This is a genomic window from Modestobacter lapidis (genome assembly GCF_054780755.1).
On record NZ_BAAGVS010000006.1, the window covers coordinates 102,719 to 122,207 of the forward strand.

The window sequence follows — 19,489 nt, forward strand, 5'->3', positions numbered from 1 at the left end:
AGCTGCTGCCGCTGCTGCGCCCGCACCGCCGTGCGCTGGCCGGGGCGGCCGGGCTGTCCCTGGTCTCCGCCGCGGCCGCGCTGGCCCAGCCGGCGTTGATCGGGCAGGTGATCAGCGCGGTCGGTGCGGGGCGCCCCGTGGTCTCCGGCGTGGTGCTGCTCGTCGTCGTGCTCGTGGCCGCCAGCGTCCTGGGCGCCGGCCAGCAGTACCTGCTGCAGCGCACCGCCGAGGGCGTCGTCCTCGGCACCCGCCGCCGGTTGGTCGACCGGCTGCTGCGGCTGCCGGTCGCCGAGTACGACCGGCGCCGGACCGGGGACCTGATGTCCCGGGTCGGCTCGGACACCACCCTGCTGCGGGCCGCGGTCACCAGCGGGGTGGTGGAGATCGTCGGCTCGGCCGTGGTCGGCGTCGGCGCCCTGGTGGCGATGGCGCTGGTCGACGTCTGGTTGCTGCTGGTCACCGTGGCGGCGGTGAGCGTCGGGGTGACCACGGCGGTGCTCGCCTCGCGGCGGGTGCGCACGCTGTCCCGGGAGGCGCAGGAGCAGGTCGGCGCCATGAGCGCGGCGGTGGAGCGGGCGCTCTCGGCGGTGCGCACCATCCGGGCCAGCGGCGCCACGGCCCGGGAGGTCGCGACCGTCGGGGTCAGCGCCGAGCGGGCGTTCACCGCCGGGATCCGGGTGGCCCGGTTGGAGGCGCTGGTGGCGCCGGCCGGCTCGATCGCCGTCCAGGGGGCGTTCCTCGCCGTCCTCGGGCTGGGCGGTTACCGGGTCGCCACCGGGTCGATCGCCGTCGCCGACCTGATCGCCTTCATCCTGTACCTGTTCCTGCTGGTCATGCCGCTGGGCCAGCTCATCGGGTCCTACACCCAGCTGCAGACCGGCCTGGGAGCGCTCGCCCGGGTGCAGGAGGTGCTGGCCCTGGACCCCGAGCGCGACGACGTGCCCGAGCGGCCGGCGGGCGGTGCGGTGCTGCGGGTGCCGGCCGCGGGCGGTCCGGTGCCGTTGCTCGAGCTGGACGGCGTGGACTTCGCCTACCCCGACGGCACGCCGGTGCTGCGCGGGGTGTCCTTCTCGGTGCCCGCCGGCAGCCGGACCGCGCTGGTCGGGCCCTCCGGTGCGGGGAAGTCGACCGTCCTGGCGCTGGTCGAGGGCTTCTACCCGCTGTCCGGCGGCGTCGTCCGCTGGGCCGGGACCGACGTGCGCGAATTGCCCCGGGCCGCGCTGCGCGCCCGGATCGGGTACGTCGAGCAGGAGTCCCCGGTGCTGGCCGGCACCCTCCGCGACAACCTCCTGCTCGCCGCTCCGGACTCCACCGAGGACCGGCTCTGGGCGGTGCTGGCCGAGGTCGGGCTGACCGCGGTGGTGCAGCGGTCGGCCCGTGGCCTGGACGTCGCGGTCGGTGACGACGGCGTGCTGCTCTCCGGCGGGGAGCGCCAGCGGCTGGCGATCGCCCGGTCGCTGCTGGCCCGACCGGCGCTGCTGCTGCTCGACGAGCCGACCGCCAGCCTCGACGCCCGCAACGAGGGGCTGCTGCGCCGGACGCTGGCCGCGGCGGCCGCCGACCGGGCGCTGCTCGTGGTCGCCCACCGGCTGTCGACCGTGCTGGACAGCGACCAGATCGTGGTCCTGGACGGCGGCGCGGTGACCGCCGTGGGAACGCACGCCGAGCTGCTGGACAGCAATCCGCTCTACCGCGAGCTCGCCGAGGCACAGCTGCTGACCTGAGGTCCCGGTTCCACGTGGAACCGGGCGGGGTCCGCCCGTGGCGGCCGGCCCGACGATCTCACGGCAGGCCCCCAGCGGTCCGAGGACGGCGTGTCGACCGCGAGGGCAACCCGGGTGGTGGCTCGTGTGCCGGGAGAGGCTCTGGCGCGACGTGAGGGCGTGGACGGCGAGGTTCTGTCGTCCCGACCCGGTACGCTGGAGGTGACACACCGCCAGCAGCCCGCTGAGAGCCGCTCTGCGCCCCGCCGACATCGCCGTCGGTACCGCGCGCCGGCTGCGGCTGCGCGACAGAAGGGCCCCACGTGGTCGCACGACCCAGCACCCCCGCAGCGCAGAACGCCTACTCCGGCAGCTCCATCACCGTCCTCGAGGGGCTCGAGGCGGTCCGCAAGCGCCCCGGTATGTACATCGGGTCCACCGGCGAGCGCGGCCTGCACCACATGGTCTGGGAGGTCGTGGACAACGCCGTCGACGAGGCGCTGGCCGGTTACTGCGACACCGTCAGGGTCACCCTGCTGGCCGACGGCGGGGTGCGGGTCGAGGACAACGGCCGTGGCTTCCCGGTCGACATGCACCCGGTGGAGAAGCGGCCCACCCTCGAGGTGATCATGACCGTGCTGCACGCCGGCGGGAAGTTCGACGGCAAGAGCTACGGCGTCTCCGGCGGGCTGCACGGCGTCGGCGTCACCGTGGTCAACGCGCTCTCCAAGCGGCTCGAGGTGAACGTCTGGCGCGACGGCGCCGAGTGGTTCCAGCGCTACGACGTGGCCAAGCCCGGCCCGCTGGAGGAGATCGGCCGCACCGACAAGCGCGGCTCGGCGGTCACCTTCTGGGCCGACGAGGACATCTTCGAGACGACGCACTACTCCTTCGACACGATCAACCGCCGGCTGCAGGAGATGGCCTTCCTCAACAAGGGCCTGACCATCATCCTGCGCGACGAGCGCCCCGGTCAGGGCAAGGCCGACACCGGCCTGGCCGAGGAGACCTCGCTCGCCGAGGAGGCCCCGGCCCCCGGTCACGAGAACGAGGCCTTCGAGCCGACCGAGGTCGCCTACCGCTACGAGCAGGGCCTGGTCGACTACGTCACCTACATCAACCGGCGCAAGAGCCCGATCCACCGCTCGGTGATCAGCTTCTCCGCGGACGGCACCGGCAAGAACGACACGGCGATGTCCCTCGAGGTCGCCATGCAGTGGTCGGACGCCTACTCCGAGTCGGTGCACACCTTCGCCAACATCATCAACACCCACGAGGGCGGCACCCACGAGGAGGGCTTCCGCGCGGCGCTGACCTCGATCGTCAACCGCTACGCGGTGGACAAGAAGATCCTCAAGGAGAAGGACGACAAGCTCACCGGCGACGACATCCGCGAGGGTCTCGCCGCGATCGTCTCGGTGAAGCTGGGCGACCCGCAGTTCGAGGGCCAGACCAAGACCAAGCTCGGCAACACCGAGGTCAAGGGCTTCGTCCAGAAGGTCTGCAACGACCAGATCAGCCACTGGTTCGAGGCCAACCCGGCCGAGGCCAAGGTGATCATCACCAAGGCCGCGTCGGCCGCCCGCGCCCGGCGCGCGGCGCAGGACGCCCGCAAGCTGGCCCGCAAGAATCTGCTGAGCAACAACTCGCTGCCGGGCAAGCTGGCCGACTGCCGCTCCAGCGACCCGCGCAACTCCGAGGTCTACATCGTCGAGGGCGACTCGGCCGGCGGCTCGGCGAAGTCCGGCCGCGACTCGATGTTCCAGGCGATCCTGCCGATCCGCGGGAAGATCATCAACGTCGAGAAGGCGCGCATCGACCGGGTGCTGAAGAACACCGAGGTCCAGTCGATGATCACCGCCTTCGGCACCGGCATCCACGACGAGTTCGACGTCAGCAAGCTGCGCTATCACAAGATCGTGCTGATGGCCGACGCCGACGTCGACGGCCAGCACATCCGCACCCTGCTGCTGACCCTGCTGTTCCGCTTCATGCGCCCGCTGGTCGAGGAGGGCTACGTCTACCTGGCGCAGCCACCGCTGTACAAGATCAAGTGGGGTGGCAAGGTCGGTGACGAGTACGTCTACACCGACAAGGAGCGCGACGCCGTCCTCAAGGCCGGCGCCGAGGCCGGGCGCAAGCTGCCCAAGGACGACGCCATCCAGCGGTTCAAGGGCCTGGGCGAGATGGACGCCAAGGAGCTGTGGGAGACCACGATGAACCCCGACAGCCGGATCCTGCTCCAGGTCACCCTCGAGGACGCCGCCGCCGCCGACGAGCTGTTCAGCATCCTCATGGGCGAGGACGTCGTCGCCCGCCGCAGCTTCATCACCCGCAACGCCAAGGACGTCCGGTTCCTGGACGTGTAAAGGACCCCCTCGCCCCCCACACCTCGCTCCGCTCGGCGCGGGCCCCTGCGAGGGGGCCTGCGGCGCGAACTCACCGAGCACCACCCGGGAGACCTGAACCATGACCGAGACCCCCAGCCGCGACCGCGTCGAGCCGGTCGACCTCCAGCAGGAGATGCAGCGCAGCTACATCGACTACGCGATGTCGGTCATCGTGGGCCGCGCGCTGCCCGACGTGCGCGACGGGCTCAAGCCGGTGCACCGCCGGGTGCTGTACGCGATGTTCGACCAGGGCTTCCGCCCCGACCGGGCGACCGTCAAGTGCGCCCGCGTCGTCGGCGAGGTGATGGGTAACTACCACCCGCACGGTGACTCGTCGATCTACGACGCCCTCGTGCGGCTGGCCCAGCCGTGGTCGATGCGCTACCCGCTGATCGACGGGCAGGGTAACTTCGGGTCACCGGGCAATGACCCTGCGGCAGCCATGAGATATACCGAGGCTCGCCTGACTCCGCTGGCCATGGAGATGCTCCGGGACATCGACGAGGACACCGTCGACTTCCAGCCCAACTACGACGGCAAGAACCTCGAGCCGCTGGTCCTGCCGTCGCGGATCCCGAACCTGCTGGTCAACGGCTCGGCCGGGATCGCGGTCGGCATGGCGACGAACATGCCGCCGCACAACCTGCGCGAGATCGCCGCGGCCGTCTTCTGGATGCTCGAGCACCCGGAGGCCGAGGCCGAGGAGGCGCTCAACGCCTGCATGCAGCGCGTCAAGGGCCCCGACTTCCCGACCCACGGGCTGATCGTCGGTCGCGACGGCATCGAGGAGGCCTACCGCACCGGGCGCGGCTCGGTGCGGATGCGGGCCGTGGTCACGGTCGAGGAGGACTCCCGGGGCCGGGTGCAGCTGGTGGTCACCGAGCTGCCGTACCAGGTCAACCCGGACAACCTGGCCGAGGCGATCGCCGACGCCGTCCGGGACGGCCGGCTGCAGGGCATCAGCGAGATCGCCGACGAGTCCAGCGACCGGGTCGGCCGCCGGCTGGTCATCACGCTACGCCGGGACGCCGTCGCGAAGGTGGTGCTGAACAACCTCTACAAGCACACCCAGCTGCAGACCACGTTCGGCTGCAACATGCTCTCGATCGTCGACGGGGTGCCCCGCACGCTGCGCCTGGACGAGCTGATCCGGCTGTGGGTCGTCCACCAGGTCGAGGTCATCGTCCGCCGTACCCGTTACCGGCTGCGCAAGGCCGAGGAGCGCGCGCACCTGCTGCGCGGCTACGCCAAGGCCCTGGACCAGCTCGACGCCGTCATCGCCCTGATCCGGAGCAGCGAGTCGGCCGAGGCGGCGCGCACCGGCCTGATGGAGCTGCTGGACGTCGACGAGGTCCAGGCCGTCGCCATCCTGGACCTGCAGCTGCGCCGGCTGGCGGCGCTGGAGCGCCAGCGGATCCTCGACGAGCTGGCCGAGATCGAGGCCCGGATCGCCGAGTTGCAGGCCATCCTCGACTCGCCGGAGCGGCAGCGGCAGATCATCCACGACGAGCTCGCCGAGATCGTGGAGAAGTACGGCGACGACCGGCGCACCCAGTTCGTGGCCAACGACGGCGACGTGTCCATGGAGGACCTCATCGCCGAGGAGCAGGTGGTCGTCACGATCACCCGCACCGGCTACGCCAAGCGGACCAAGGCCGACCTCTACCGCTCGCAGCGCCGCGGCGGCAAGGGGGTCATGGGGGCCGCGCTCAAGCAGGACGACCTGGTCCAGCAGTTCTTCGTGGGCTCCACCCACGACTGGATCCTGTTCTTCACCAACAAGGGCCGGGTGTACCGCGCCAAGGCCTACGAGCTGCCCGAGGCCGCGCGCACCGCTCGCGGCGCGCACGTGGCGAACATCCTGGCCTTCCAGCCGGACGAGAAGATCGCCCAGGTCATCCAGATCAAGGACTACTCGGTGGTGCCGTACCTGGTGCTGGCGACGGCCCGCGGTCAGGTGAAGAAGACCCGGCTGACCGACTTCGACTCCCCGCGCACCGGCGGCGTGATCGCCATCAACCTGCGGGAGAACGACGAGCTGGTCGGCGCCGCGCTGATCAGCCCCGACCAGAACCTGCTGCTGGTCACCCGCAAGGCGATGTCGATCTGCTTCAAGGCCAACGACGAGCAGCTGCGGCCGATGGGCCGGGCCACCGAGGGAGTGCGCGGCATCTCGCTGGCCGACGACGACACCCTGCTGTCGATGATCGTCGTGCAGGAGGGCGTCGACGTCCTGGTGGCCACGGAGGGCGGCTACGCCAAGCGCACCGGTATCGAGCACTACCCGGACCAGAACCGCGGTGGCAAGGGCGTGCTCACCGCCGACCCCAAGGCGCGCAAGGGCGTGCTCGTCGGTGCGCTGGCCGTCGTGCTCGGGGACGAGCTCTACGCGATCACCTCCGGCGGTGGGGTCATCCGGACGCCGGTGAACGGCGTGCGGCACACCCGCGACCGGGCCACGATGGGCGTCAAGCTCATGAACTTGCCTGAAGACGTGTCGATCGTGGCGATCGCGCGAACGACGGACAACGACGAGCCCGACGCCTAGTCTGAAGCCGATGCCACTGCCGTGGCCTGGGGCAGGACATCCCAGGTCACGGATGTGCAACGACCACGGCAATGACCGGAGCGATCCCGCCCGGCGATGGCCGCAGCGAAGCGGCGCACGCCGCTGGGGGACGGGAGAAACGGATGAGCGACCGGACGCGAGGTGCGGTGCGCACCGGATCCCGTGAGGCTGCCGGCGAGGCGGCAACCGACGCCCCAGCCGGTGGCGAGCGTCCCTCCTCGACCGGGACGTCCGCCCCGGGCGCGCCGGCCGGCAACCGGACCACCGTCGCCGACGGGGCGGTCGCGGCCGGGAGCGCCCGTCCCGATGCCCCGGCCGACGACGCCACCGCCCGGGTGCCCGGTGTCCCGTCCCGTTCCTCGAACGCGGCGGGCGCCGCGGACGCCGCCGTCCCGGCCGGCGACAGCGGCGGGGCCCAACGGTCGGCGAAGAGCGCCGGCGAGAAGGCCCGCAGCGCGGCCGCCCGCGGACGTGGCCCGCGCCGGGCCCGGCTGCAGCTGCGGCACATCGACACCTGGTCGGCGCTGAAGATCTCGCTGGTCGTCTCGATCGCGCTGTTCTTCGTCTGGATGGTCGCGGTCGGGATCCTCTTCGGCGTGCTGAACGGCCTGGGAGTGTTCGACACCCTCAACGACCTGTTCGGCCAGCTGGGCAGCGTCTCCGGCGGTGACACCGGCGGAGAGGGCGGCAGCGAGGTCATCACGGCGGGCGTCGTCTTCGGCGGCGCGGCGGTGATCGGCCTGATCAACATCGTGCTGATGACGGCGCTGTGCACGGTGGGCTCGGTCGTCTACAACCTCTGCTCCGACCTGGTGGGCGGGATCGAGGTCACCCTCTCCGAGCGGGACTGAGCTGTGCACATGGCGACCCTTCGGGCCGCACCGCGGCCAGGTGCCGTCCCCCAGCAGCGCTGAGCCGTTGCCCGCGTTCCCGTCGGGAACCCTCCGGGCCCCGCGACGGGTCCACGGAGGCCGCTTCGCGACCGGGCCCGTTCCCGGCTCTCCCGGTCCGGCACCCCCGACGGAGGCCGCTTCGCGACCGGGCCCGTTCCCGGCTCTCCCGGTCCAGTACCCCCCGACGGAAGCCGGGGATCAGCCAGGTACAGTTCTCCCCGGTCCACGGGCCTGTAGCTCAGACGGTTAGAGCGCATCCCTGATAAGGATGAGGCCGGAGGTTCAAGTCCTCCCAGGCCCACCCGTGCACCGGTGGCCGGTCGACGGCGCCGCGACGACGGACACCGGTCGTCGCGGCCGCGGCGACCGACACCGTTCGAGGAGGTCCCCCGCGTGCTGAAGAAGCTGGCCCTGGCAGCGCTCGCCGCCGGTGCGGTGGTCGCCGTCCGCAAGCGGGGCGCCGGCAAGGGCGAGGCCGACCTGTGGGCCGAGGCCACCCGCGGACCGGGAGCGGTCAGCACCCCCCGGTCGTGATCCCCGGTGGTGCGGCCGCCCGCGCCACCGACCCGGGGACGTAGCTCAATTGGCAGAGCACCGCCTTTGCAAGGCGGGGGTTAGGGGTTCGATTCCCCTCGTCTCCACTCCTCTGACCTGCGGATTTACCTCCGTCGGGGGCTCCGGCGAGCCCTCCGACCGGGTCTCAGTCCGCAAAAAGTCCGCAACTCGTCCGCGGGATGCGGCCCGCAGCGCGTCCAGCCGGTCGGCCACGTCGTCCAGGTCGTCGTCGAACAGGTCGGCGTAGCGGTCCAGGGTCATGGCCGCCGAGGCGTGCCCGAGCATCCGCTGCACCGCCTTGACGTTGGCGCCGGCCTTGATCGCCAGCGAGGCCGCGGTGTGCCGGAGTTCGTGCGGCGTGAGCCCGGGCTCCCCGATGGCCCGGGCCGCGGCGTCGAACCAGGCGGACCGGGCGTTCCGGTTGCGCAGCACCGCGCCCTGCGGCGAGGGGAAGGCCAGCTCGTCCGCCGGGCGGGTCACCACCGTGCGGGCGAGTTCGTCGACGAGGAACCGCGGCAGCGGCACCGAGCGGCGGCCGTGGGTCTTGGGGGTGCCCCACACCAGACGGGAGCCGTCGACCTCGGTGACCGCCTCCTCGACCAGCACCCGCCGGCGCAGCAGGTCGAAGTGCCGCACCCGCAGCGCCGCCAGCTCCGACCAGCGCAGCCCGCAGTAGCCCAGCACGAGGACCGCGATTCGGCCGGGCCCGGCGGCCTCGGCGAGCGTGTCGAGCTGTTCGGCGGTCAGGTAACGTCGGCGCTTCTCGCCCATCGGCGGCAGTGCGACGCCGAGCGCGGGGTTGACGGCCAGGCGCCGGTCCCGCACCGCGAGGCCGAGGATGCCGGACAGGACGCCCTGCGCCTTGCGGACCGAGGCCCCGGCCAGGCCGCGGTCGGAGAGCTCGGACAGCCAGGCCTGCACGTCGCCGTGGGTCACCCGGATCAGCGCGACGTTCCCCCAGCGCGGTAGGACGTGGGTCTTGAGGACGTCGGCGTAGCGGGCCCGACTGGTGGGCTTGAGGTTGATCTTCCCGGCGAGCCAGACGGGCGCCAGCTCTCCCACGGTCGTCCTGGCCCGTTTGGGGTCGACGTAGGTGCCCGTCTGCACGGCCGTGGTGACCTCGTCGAGCCATCGCTGGGCGTCGACCTTGCGCTTGAAGTGGCGAGCGTGCTCCTTACCGTGCTCATCCCGGTAGCGCGGCCGGTACGTGCCGTCAGGTCTTTTCGCGATCGACACCATCGCCGACCACCTGCCTCTCCTCGAGCCCCGGCCGTGGCGTGCACACGAGGGGCTTTACCGCTGACGCGAGCATCTGCAGAGCCAGTCTGCAGTCGGTTGCCTGCTTCTCTGGTGGGTTGACCGCATTCTGTGGATTGCTGCCCGCGCTGGCGGTCGGGCAGCTCACCGCCGGCTCCCCGGGCCAGGAGCGATCTGGTCGTGCTGGGCGTCGATCCAGCTCCGGAGGTCGTCGCAGCGATAGAGGACGCGGCGGCCGAGGCGGAAGCTGCGGGGGCCGGTGCCCAGGTGGCGCCAGTACCGCAGGGTGGCGACCGGGGCACGGAGGAGCTCGGCGGCTTCGGTGATGGTGAGCAGTTCGGGCTCGCGACTGGCGGCATGGTCGCGCATGACTGGCTCCGGTCTGGTCGGGTGGACTGGCTCCGTCACCTGAGAAGGCGCCGATCCGGAGCTCGTACTGACAGCCGACCGCAAGATGCTGCCGAAAACCTCCAGTTGTTCTCCTGCCTCCGCTGTCCGAGTCCGCGGCGGCGTCGGCGGAGGCCGCCCACTCATCGACCGATGCCTGGGGCACTGCCACGCGGGGCGAGGGACGAGCCGAGGCGCTCCTCGGGCCTGCGGACCCCCGGGACGGGGGCGGTCGGCTGCAGGCGCGCCGATCCGCGCTGCTCGGGGTCCGCCGAACGCCGTGTGCGCCAGGCCTCGCGCTCGCGATCGAGCCGCTCGGGCGGCTGGGCGCGGAGAGCCGGGTCGGCGGTGAGGGTCGCGATGCGCGTCCGCGCGTCGGTGAGCTCCTGACGGGTGGTGGCGATGTCGCGCTGGAGGTCGATGAGCTGGCCGGCCGGGTCGGCGGTCCAGGCGACGGGCCCGAAGGGGTCGAGCCGCTCCTCGCGCTGCCGGCTGGCTTCGGCCAGTGCGCGCCGGGCCTGCTCTGCCGCGTGCCGGGCGTCGTCGGCGGCCGCGCAGAGCTGGGCGTGCTCGGGGTGAGCGTGTTCGGCCGCCCGGTGGGCGGAGTCGTCGAACGCCCTCCACAGGGCGGGCCGGTCGTCGAACCAGCCGGCCACCTGCGCGAGGTCGGTCGGGTCGGTGGGCAGGGACGGCACGTGTGGACGCCACCTGTCGGCCCAGTCGAGGAGCTGCTCGCCGGCTCGCGCGACTGCGCCTCGCCGGAGTCCGAGCCGGCCCGGGCTGTCGAGCACGGTTCTTGCCGCCGTGCGTGTGGCGGGGCGTTCGCCCTCCCAGCGCGCGAGGAGGGTGTCCCGGGCGCGGTCGGCGTGGGCGGCGAAGGCCGCGCCGCTGTCCCCAGCCCGCCGTCTGGCCTGTTCCGCAGCGATCGCCGTCTGCTCACGGGCGGCTTCGCGGTTCACGAGTTCGCCGACGTGCGGCGCTTCGAGCGCGATCACCTCGCGCAGCGTCTCGCGCTGCGGCTCCCAGTAGGCGAGTCGCTGAAGGCAGCGTTGCTCGGCCGTCCACGCCACGAGCAGCTCGGCCAGCACCTCATCGAGCGGGCGAGCCAGGGCGTAGCCGGCGGCCTCACGGGCGGCCTGCCCGGTGGCGTGCGCGGGCCCGAGGTCGGCGCGGTCGCGGGCGAAGACCGCGATCCACTGCTCCCGAGCCTCCTCGGTGTCGGTGGCGACGAGGTGAGCGGTGTTCGCGGTTCGGCCGCGGGTCATCCCGACGTAGCAGGAGGAGGCGCCGGTGTGCTCGCCGACTACTACGTGCGCGGCGGTGACGGTGTCACCCTGCACGCCGTGGGCGGTGGTGGCGTAGGCGAGTTCGACGTGCGCGGTGACGTAGTCGGCGGGAAGTACCCGTGTCCCTGGGCCGGCAGGGGTGACACCGCCGGGCCCGGTCCCGGGGACGGTGCTGGTGGGGGTGACAGCGGGGGTGACGAGCAGCCCGCCGCGGCAGCCGACGGCGGCGACGGTCCAGGTGTCGCGGTTGGCGATGTCGAGGTGGCGGTCGTTGCGGCGGGTGGCGATCCGGTCCCCGGTGCCGATCCGCTCCCCGGCGCCGGTGATGACCACCGTCCGGTCGTCGACCCGGCCGGCGGTGACCAGCCGTTCCCGGATGGCGGTGTTGAGTTCGGCGGCCTGGTCGCGGGTGTCCACCACCACGGCCACCCGGCGGCCGGCGGCATATGACGCGGCGGCGGTGGCGGCCAGCGTGTCCTGCCGCGCGGCGGCGTCGAGGAACAGCTGGATCTGGCCGCGGGCGAGGAGGGCGTCGAAGACGGCGCCGGGGTCGGAGCCGGTGCGCATGGCCAGGGTCAGCGCGGCGTAGGTGGTGTCGGGTGTGGTGCGGCCCTGCTCGTCGGTTTGGGTGAAGCGGTGCACCGCGTCGAGGGTCAGGGTTGCCGCGGGGTCGACCCTGTCGATGGCGAGGTCCAGGATGCCGCCGCGGCCGACCGCGGAGAGCTGGTGCCGGTCGCCGAGCAGCGCCACGCGGACCTGGCACTCGTCGGCGACGGTGAGCAGGGCGCGGGCGGTGTCCTGGTCGAGCATGCCGGCCTCGTCGACCACCAGCAGGTCCCCCGGCCGCAGCCGCGCTCCCTCCGTCGGGCCGGCATAGGCACGGCCGGTGGCTGGGTCGCTCTCCCCGGGCGCGAGCCGGATCCAGGCGCCGTCGGCGTTCCAGCGCCAGCCGTGCCCGAAGGCCAGGGACGCCGCCGACCCGGCGGCCGCACCCAGCTCACCGGCGGCCACCTTGGCCGCCTTGCGGGTGGGGGTGACCACCATGAGCCGGCGGCCCCGCGCCTCGAGCAGGCCCCGGGTGGCGGCCAGTGTGGTGGTCTTGCCCGCGCCGGCGGCGCCCTCCACCACTATGAGCGGTCGGTCGCCCGCCATGGCGGCGACCGCTCCTGCCTGGCCGGCATCCAGCCGCCCGGCACAAGCCTCGGGTCCAAGGGGCAGTGTCAGGTCGAGATGAGGCCCGTCGGTCGCGGCGCGGGCGGCGAGGCGGGTGGTCAGGTCGGCCTCGACCTCGAGGACCGTCTGCGAGGTCCACGCGCGGATGTGCTCCGGCACGCCGTCGCGGTCCAGCAACGGCAGGCATTGCTGCAGGGCGCGGGCGGTGAGGTCTTCGGCCAGCTCGATGCGCACCGGCGCGTCGGCCACGACGCCTGCGGCGGCGATCAGCCGTTCGGCCTCGCCGCGGATGTCGGCGGCGTTCCACGCCGACCGCCCGGCCGCCAGCCGGGTCAGCGCGCGCTGTACCAGCGCGTCGCGATCGAGGGCCCCGATCGGGGTGGGGGCCAGGTCGACCGGGCCGGCCGGGGCGCGGTAGCCGAGGGCGGACAGGTCGGCCCGCCAGCGTTCCTCCAGCCCGACCCCGGGCTGGGCAGTGACCTTGTCCGGGCGGCCGTCGGCCCATGCCCGGGCGTCCCACGCGCGGCGCAACGCCGGGCCGGGGGATTCGCCGGGGTGCGCGGCGGTCCAAACACGCTCGTAGCGGTCCACATTCCGGGCGATCTGCGCGTGCCGCGCGCTGAACGGGCCCACGTAGTCGGTGAGCTCCCGTAGTTCTCCAGTACCGTCCTTCCGGTAGCCGTGCGCGGCGAAGGCGGCGTTCAATGCCGGGTCACACGCCATCGCCGCATGCCCGATCCCGTTGATCGCGCCCAGGAAGTCGCGAACCCCGACGGTGTGCAGACCGCGCCATTTCCCGGCCGCGAACACCCGGGACAGCAGCTGCAAGTGCAGATGCCAGTGCGGGTCGTTCGCCCGGGAGGTGTAGTGCCGCACCGTCGCCGCCTCCAGTACCTCGACCGGGACCTGCACCTGACCGCCGCGCGGCCCGATCCTGGTGGTGGCGTGCTCCGAGAGCCAGGCGATGATCTGCCCTGCGGCGCGGTCCTGCGCCGCCTCGTACGCCCTCGCGATCTCCGGGTGCAAGGCGGCGGCCAGCGACCAGCTCTTCGGGCCGTTCACCACCACCTCGGCGAACCGAACGGCGTGTTCGTCGCCGCGCAGCTGCCCCCGCGGCTCGCCCGTGGCCGGGTCGCGGCCGGCGACCCAGGTCTCGTAGCTGTCGCCGGCCAGCGGCCCCAGCTCGGTCACGCGACCGTCGGTGGCGGTGAAGCGGCGGGCGATCCCGGTGCCCTCGGTGAGGTAGTAGTCATCCGCCCGGCCGCGGTCGGCCTCCACGTAGTGCCGGGCAGCCGCCGGCGCGCCGGCGTAGATCTTCATTCCGCCGTGCATTCTCAACGCCACCCAACAATGGCCAACAAGTCACCCCTAGAAACGGCGATGGGCCCCGCGAAGCGGGGCCCGAGCTACCTCCGAAGGTAGCATTCGTGCCGCTGCTTTGGGTGGTGTTCGAGGCGGCGGGACGCGTCTTCTTCAGATGTTAGCGAGGCGTGTCGATCTTCGTCCCATTTGAGGTGCTGATAGCCGTTGATAGTCCGAGTTGAAAAGAGAGGTTAAGCCCGGGCTTGCTGAAGCTGCGCCACGGTTGGACTGTCGGCGCCTCCTGCGAGCTCGGCGAATGACCGACGCGGACGAGGGCGGCGGCGACGCCGTACGCGAGACGTTCGACGCTGCTGCCGACGCGTTCGGGAGCGTGGTCGGCGCCATGGCGGGTTTGGTGAGTGGCGACCCTGGCGCAGCCCTCCTCGGGGCGATAGCTGGGCCCTGTGCAGCCGAGGCGCGGCGGCCGTGCGTTTCACCGTGGCCACCCCTCGTCGCCAAGGCCAGCACGGGTCTCGGCGGCGCCACTTGCAGAGCCGCGAAACGACAGTCGGACTCATGTCGTCGACCGTCGCCAAGACTTGCCGCCAACCGGGCCTCGCGCGGCAGAGCAGCGAACGTACGCGACTACTGTGCCCACCATGGATGGGGTCATGAAGGCTGACTCCAAACTCGGAATCAGCCTGGAGCGCGCCTCAGCTCAGGTTCCTGACGACGGTCGCTATCACGTCGTTGTGGATGGCGAGATCGTCTTCTCCTCGCGCGTAGAGGTCGCTGCTGTGGCTGAGTACGAGGAGGTTCGTGATGCTCGCAGAGGACCAGCGCGTGAACGGCAACGGCGTGAGCAAGCTGTCGCGGATCTCCGGGCGCACCGAGCCTCCAGTTGGTCTGCAAAGCAGACTCGGGATGCGAAGAAGGGTGGCCGCGGAGTTGGCAGATAACCCGCGGTGGATGGCAACCCGACGGCGCTGGCCGCTCGTCTCCAGTTGGCGCTCAAGGCCGCGTCTGGCACTGGGGCCGGACTTCCCCCGGCCCATGAGCAGCCACTCATTCAGCAACGACTCATGAGATCGCCTGTCGCGCCTGAGATGCTGGCTCGGCTGGGACCGCTCGATGTTGCCGAGAGCGTCGCGGCCGCGAGGCTGCGCTGCCACCAGGCGTGGTACCGCAGCGAGGTCTTGCAGCTTTCCCGCTTCGGGCGACTGCCGTTGCCCAGTGGCCGGCCGGTGGGCAGCGTGCTGCATCCCGAGGACGCCGTCCGCGGCGCCAACTTCACCTCGCCGGCGGCCCGGTCGCTGTACCAGCGTCGTCGTGCCGAAGGGTGGGGCGTCGACCCGCAGAGGTGCACGACAGTGATGACGTCAAGCCAGGCGCTGACGATCAACCTTATGGCTCCGTTGTTCAACGACTTGCGATGGGCGGGAGCCGTATTCGGCCAGATTCTCGGAATTGCCGGCTGCGTTGTTGACGATATCTGGCTGGAGTATGCGCCGGCGCGCCGCAGTCTCTTTCTGCAGGACTCCACTCGTATGGATGTGCTCGTCGCGCTGCGCTATGGAGCCGAGAGCCGCTACGTCGCTATCGAAGTGAAGCTGGTCGATCGGTTTATAAGTCGGGTCTTGCCAATCGGTGAGGCCTATCAGCAACTCTTCTCCGATATCCCCTTGTGGCGGTCGAACATCCATGAGCATCTTGATCGATCGACCAATCAACTCCTGCGCGTGCATGCTCTCGCTGCGGCGATCGGCCGTGTCCGGGGCGCGACCAAGCTAGCAGGTCTTCTGCTGCTGACACATCCGCTACTCGGTGACGCGACATCGGTGGCGCGGGCCTACCGACAGCAGCTCAATGACGCCAGCGACCTGACCCATGCCACGCTCGCGGCCCTTTTGGCGGTCATGCACGACACCGCCGGAAGCATCGAGGACCGACAGTACTGCGTGGCCCTCCGAGAGCGGTACATCGATCTGGAACCGAGTGAAGCCGTCTGGGTCGCGTCTCAAGCCGACCGATCGTCAGGGAGAACTGTCCTCAGTTGAGTCCGCTTGGGCATAGAGCGCGTCGTAGGTCTGCGTGAACAACGCCTCCCCGCCGATGACCAATCGGTAGAGACGCTGCCAGTCTGCCCTCGTGATCACCTGACGGTGAGCGGCCGGGACCCGGAACGCCGTGTTCATCCGCCGCCACGCTGGGATCAGTCCAGCGACGGCAGTCGGATCGATGCCGGCGCTCAGCATGTGAGTTTGCACGTCACGGGGGAGTTGGGATCCCCTGCCGCGGCAGGCCAGCTCGATCGCGTCCAGGGCCGCGCCGAGTGTGCGCGTCTGACGCTGCCAATTGTGGTTCCCGCTGGTGACGGGCGTGATGACTGCTGCGTGCAGGAGATGCTCGACGGCCGCGCACATCCCAATAACGGGGCCCGAAAAATCGGCGGCAGGATCGAGCTGGTGGCCGACCAGATCGGCCGTCGCCATCATCACCTGGACGTCCTCGCTGAGGACGTGCCAGCGCTCCTCGCCAACGAGCGTGGCGAGCCGCTCGCGACTCGGTCCAATCTCGGCGAGATGGCTGCGACCCCAGGCAGTCAACGACGACCGTGCCGCGTCGATGACGCCTTCGGTCCGCTCGGCGTCGCCCTGGTCAGCGTCCGACCCGCTCAGTGCCGCGCCGACAGACTGATACTCGATCAACTTGAGAACGACCGTGACGACCGACTCAAGGGCGGCGTCCACGACCTCGGACGGCGCTGCCGGGTTGAGTGCCACCGACATTAAGGTGCCGCCGGCGCCATCTGTGAAGACGTCAGGCTCGATGGCATTGCTGCTTGTCGTGTAAATCAGCACCACCCCGACTGGCGGCTGCACGCCGAAGTTCTGCAGGTATCCAAGGATCTTGTAGAGCTCTTCCGAAGGCAGCCGCTGGCGCTGTCGCAGCTTCGGGTCGATCACCGCATACCGGCGGTTACCCGCGGTCGGGTGTGCTCGCACCACGATGTCCGGGATGCCGCCCAAGCGCCGGCCATTCTCGCGCCTCCACGTCGCGGCGTGGCCGGCGTCGACCGACGACAGGCTGCGCTGGAAGAAGAGGTCGAGGCGGCCGGCGAAGACCTCGAATTGGTAGGCCGCGCCCGTACGGCGCCAGGCCGAACCGATCCTCGGTTCCGGCAGGTTGAGAGCCCGAGCCAGCGCTCGTCCGAGTGCCCCGAGGCACCAGAGTTCATACAGCTTGCTGTCGAAGCTGTCGCCGTACACCGACAGGTCTACCGCCCCGGGGTCGACGGTGGGGACGCCTGCCAAGCACTCATCGATCCACTCGACGAGCTGCCGGTATGGGCCAGGATGGGCGATCTCCCGTCGCTGGAGTCGGCGGCGGACTTGGCTGATTAGCCGCTCAATGGCTACGCGGGTACGGATGGTCTGCGCGTCCTGCCGGCAGTCCGCCAGCGCCGGTATCCGCTGCGCGCGCTCCAGTCGCTCGCGTAGTCGGCGTACTGCTCGATACTCGACCGCCTCGACCGATGCCGTACTGGCCCGGAAGCTGTCCCGTAGTTCGCGGGTGAGCCATTGTGTGGCGTAGCTGGCCAACGTGTTTTCGGGCGTCCGGGAGCCGCGCCGCACCTCGCTGACGGGGAACGACAGGTCCTGATCGCCGCCGCGTTGCCGGGTGACCCAGCGATTGATGTCCAGGGCCCCGCCGAGCGAGCCGACCTGTTCGGTGCTGACGAGCTGGTAGCGGAAGGTTGGCCGCCTGGCCATGTTCTCGAGGAACGTCAGTAGCCGGCGCCCTGCCGCGAGCGCCACGCGCAGCCGCAAGCCGGCGAGAAGTTCTTCCAGCTCGGAAGCGGCGGCCGTCCGGGAGGCCGCCGAACGTTCGGACAGGTCCTGATCGCCGCTTGAGAAGTAGACGCCGAGCAGCGGCAACGAGGCCTCGACCGCCGCCTGACGTCCGAGCTCGCTCAGAGCGCCGCCGGGCGCTTCCTCGATCAGGCGTGCATCGGTCTCCGGAGGCTCACCGAACCACTCGGCGTCTGGTGCAGTCATACGCCGTGGGGGTTGACGAGGTGCTGTAGAGCCGCTTGCGCTTTGGGCAGGGCCGCGAACAGCTCGCTGGCGCGCTGCAACTGCAGGTCATCGAGCTGCCCCATCTGCGGCACCACCCGGTCGGCGATCGCCCAGTCGAGCGCCTCGGCGGGCGCGATGCCACTCGCCGTCTGCAGCAGGATGACGCGAAAGACATCGACCAGCTGGGCGGTTCCGATCGGCCAACCGGCGACCGATTCGCTCGTCCGCCGCAGATCCGCCACAATCCGCTGCAGCAGCGCGATCTCTGCGCCGATGCGCCCACGGACCGCCTCCAGCGAGTCCACAGCCAAGGCAGCGCCATAGGTCGAGCTGAGCCAGTCGTACGCCGTCTGCAGGCTGCTCTCAGTCTCCTCGTTCGTTCCAGCGTGGGAAAGTTCAGCAACCGGCGTTCCCACAGTGATGAACTGGAACCGTCGAGTCAGGCCCTGTGAGATCGGGTTGACGAAACTGGTGTCGAGGTCATTCATGGCCGCGATGATCCGGAAGCGGGCAGGCACCCACAGCTGTTGTCGGCCCTCCGTCTCGAACCAGAGGTCGATCGGGCTGCGCTCCAGGTTGGCGGGGTCGCACGACGACAGCACCGTGTAGAGAGAACCGATTGCCTTGTCGATGTCAGCGCGGTTGAACTCGTCGATCAGCAGCCACGTTCCTTGCCAGCGCCGTGCCTGCTCGCCCGACGACGTGTCGTCGCCTTGGTCTTCGGCGGTCACCTCATCGCGAACCTGGATTGCACATTTCAGCGCGGCATCGGCGACCTTGCCGTAGGAAGGCTGGAGCGACCCGTCTGCGGCCGGCCGGAGGCCGCCAACTACGTGAAAAGGGGACCACTCACTCGTCGCTGTCGATGCCAATAGGCGTACGTCGAAGGCATCTGCCAGGATGCGGGCCAACGTGGTCTTCCCAGTTCCGGGAGGCCCTTGCAGCACGAGATGTCCGACCAGGAGCGCCGTCACGCAACGGGTTACCAGCGCCTCGGCGTCCGGCAGCGTGATGCGGCTCGTGGCCAGGTCGGCAAGAACGCGCTGGCGGAGGCGTTGTACGTCAGCGTCGCGCAGCGGATGCGCGCAGAAGTCACGCGTCCACCGGAGATCGTCGTCTGCCTCCACGCCGCTCGCGGACACCGGCTCGGCAGTTCCCGTTGAGGTCGGCGAGGTGGATGGCAGGGCGAGAACGGCTTCCCGGTCGCTAATCGGCGGGAGGGCCTCAAGGATGTCTTCGTTCGACGGTTGGTCGGTCCACAGCATCGACTGCATGGCACTCGGTACGGCGTACCTAGGCATGGCTCTCGGATAGAAGTCCTGCAAGTCTGTGCTCGCCAGCGGGTACTCGTCGTCAAACCAGTCGAGGTAGTCGTCGAGGGTGGCGAGGTCCTGGTCGCGCCCAAGCCAGACGGCCAAGCTGAGCCGGTTGATGCGCTTGACGTTGTTCCGTGTCAGCGCGGGGCCGGCAGTGGGGCGAAGTGCCGTACCGATCCGGACCCGCTTTCCACGGGCATCCTGGCCCCACGCGATGTCGAAAAGCTCTTGCCCAAGCCGGTCCTGGGTACGGAGCCGTTGCAGAGTGGAACCGGGATAGTCATAGCGAATGAAGGATGGTTGGTCCTGCCATACGGCCAGGTAGGGGCTTGCGGACTCCTCGCGCAGGCGGAACGACTCCAAAACAGGCCGTTCCTGCGTGGTACCGAACCGCGGGATGGTCGGCAGCGGCCCCAAGTCATGGAAAAGTTCATCCGCGCCGGGCCCAGCAGCATGAAGAAGGGCTGGGATCGTGACGACAGTCAGCGGATGGCTACCAGCTAGGTCGTCGGCTGCGACGGCCAGGAGCTGGGGTGAGGGGTACGGCACACAGGAACCGTACTGGCTCGCAGTGACACC

11 protein-coding genes, 2 tRNA genes and 1 pseudogene are annotated in these 19,489 nt (G+C 70.6%); 8 read left to right on the forward strand and 6 right to left on the reverse strand.

What is annotated here, in order from left to right; all coding sequences use genetic code 11:
* Positions 1 to 59: 59 nt before the first annotated feature.
* The 7 genes from ACYVG5_RS09725 (at position 60) to ACYVG5_RS09755 (ending at position 8,196) form a co-directional block, all read left to right on the forward strand.
* Positions 60 to 1,724, forward strand: a complete 1,665-nt coding sequence (locus ACYVG5_RS09725) for an ABC transporter ATP-binding protein (protein WP_460683147.1) — start codon at positions 60 to 62, stop codon at positions 1,722 to 1,724.
* A 302-nt stretch (positions 1,725 to 2,026) separates the two neighbouring features.
* A complete protein-coding gene (gene gyrB, locus ACYVG5_RS09730) occupies positions 2,027 to 4,072 on the forward strand; it encodes a DNA topoisomerase (ATP-hydrolyzing) subunit B (protein ID WP_222048409.1) in 2,046 nt (681 codons plus the stop codon).
* 100 nt (positions 4,073 to 4,172) lie between these two features.
* Entirely contained in the window at positions 4,173 to 6,641 is a 2,469-nt protein-coding gene (gene gyrA / locus ACYVG5_RS09735) for a DNA gyrase subunit A (RefSeq protein WP_222048410.1), read from the forward strand.
* 143 nt (positions 6,642 to 6,784) lie between these two features.
* Positions 6,785 to 7,513, forward strand: coding sequence for a DUF3566 domain-containing protein (locus ACYVG5_RS09740; RefSeq protein WP_222048412.1), 729 nt, complete (start codon positions 6,785 to 6,787; stop codon positions 7,511 to 7,513).
* Between the two features lie 269 nt (positions 7,514 to 7,782).
* Positions 7,783 to 7,856 (forward strand) — tRNA-Ile (locus ACYVG5_RS09745).
* Positions 7,857 to 7,948: 92 nt separating this feature from the next.
* On the forward strand, positions 7,949 to 8,089 hold the full coding sequence (locus tag ACYVG5_RS09750) for a DLW-39 family protein (protein ID WP_222048606.1): 141 nt from the start codon (positions 7,949 to 7,951) through the stop codon (positions 8,087 to 8,089).
* A gap of 34 nt (positions 8,090 to 8,123) precedes the next feature.
* Positions 8,124 to 8,196 (forward strand) — tRNA-Ala (locus ACYVG5_RS09755).
* A 205-nt stretch (positions 8,197 to 8,401) separates the two neighbouring features.
* On the opposite strand, the pseudogene ACYVG5_RS09760 reads toward ACYVG5_RS09755, so the two are convergent.
* From ACYVG5_RS09760 to ACYVG5_RS09775, 4 genes and pseudogenes are all read right to left on the reverse strand, one after another.
* Positions 8,402 to 9,349 (reverse strand): annotated as a pseudogene (locus tag ACYVG5_RS09760) (tyrosine-type recombinase/integrase); the annotation flags it as partial.
* A gap of 162 nt (positions 9,350 to 9,511) precedes the next feature.
* Entirely contained in the window at positions 9,512 to 9,736 is a 225-nt protein-coding gene (locus ACYVG5_RS09765) for a helix-turn-helix transcriptional regulator (RefSeq protein ID WP_222048416.1), read from the reverse strand.
* A gap of 161 nt (positions 9,737 to 9,897) precedes the next feature.
* Entirely contained in the window at positions 9,898 to 13,533 is a 3,636-nt protein-coding gene (mobF, locus tag ACYVG5_RS09770; protein ID WP_222048418.1) for a MobF family relaxase, read from the reverse strand.
* A gap of 695 nt (positions 13,534 to 14,228) precedes the next feature.
* On the reverse strand, positions 14,229 to 14,405 hold the full coding sequence (locus ACYVG5_RS09775) for a hypothetical protein (protein WP_222048420.1): 177 nt from the start codon (positions 14,403 to 14,405) through the stop codon (positions 14,229 to 14,231).
* Between the two features lie 192 nt (positions 14,406 to 14,597).
* Here ACYVG5_RS09775 and ACYVG5_RS09780 point away from each other — a divergent pair, with 192 nt between their 5' ends.
* Positions 14,598 to 15,572 carry a PGN_0703 family putative restriction endonuclease gene (locus ACYVG5_RS09780; RefSeq protein ID WP_460683140.1) on the forward strand — a complete coding sequence of 325 codons (975 nt, stop codon included), beginning with the start codon at positions 14,598 to 14,600 and terminating at the stop codon, positions 15,570 to 15,572.
* On the opposite strand, the gene ACYVG5_RS09785 is transcribed toward ACYVG5_RS09780, so the two are convergent.
* Together ACYVG5_RS09785 and ACYVG5_RS09790 are read right to left on the reverse strand one after the other, a co-directional pair.
* Entirely contained in the window at positions 15,549 to 17,573 is a 2,025-nt protein-coding gene (locus tag ACYVG5_RS09785; protein WP_222048424.1) for a hypothetical protein, read from the reverse strand. The genes ACYVG5_RS09780 and ACYVG5_RS09785 overlap by 24 nt on opposite strands.
* On the reverse strand, positions 17,570 to 19,459 hold the full coding sequence (locus tag ACYVG5_RS09790; protein ID WP_222048426.1) for an AAA family ATPase: 1,890 nt from the start codon (positions 19,457 to 19,459) through the stop codon (positions 17,570 to 17,572). The genes ACYVG5_RS09785 and ACYVG5_RS09790 overlap by 4 nt, the downstream gene beginning before the upstream one ends.
* Positions 19,460 to 19,489 lie beyond the last annotated feature (30 nt).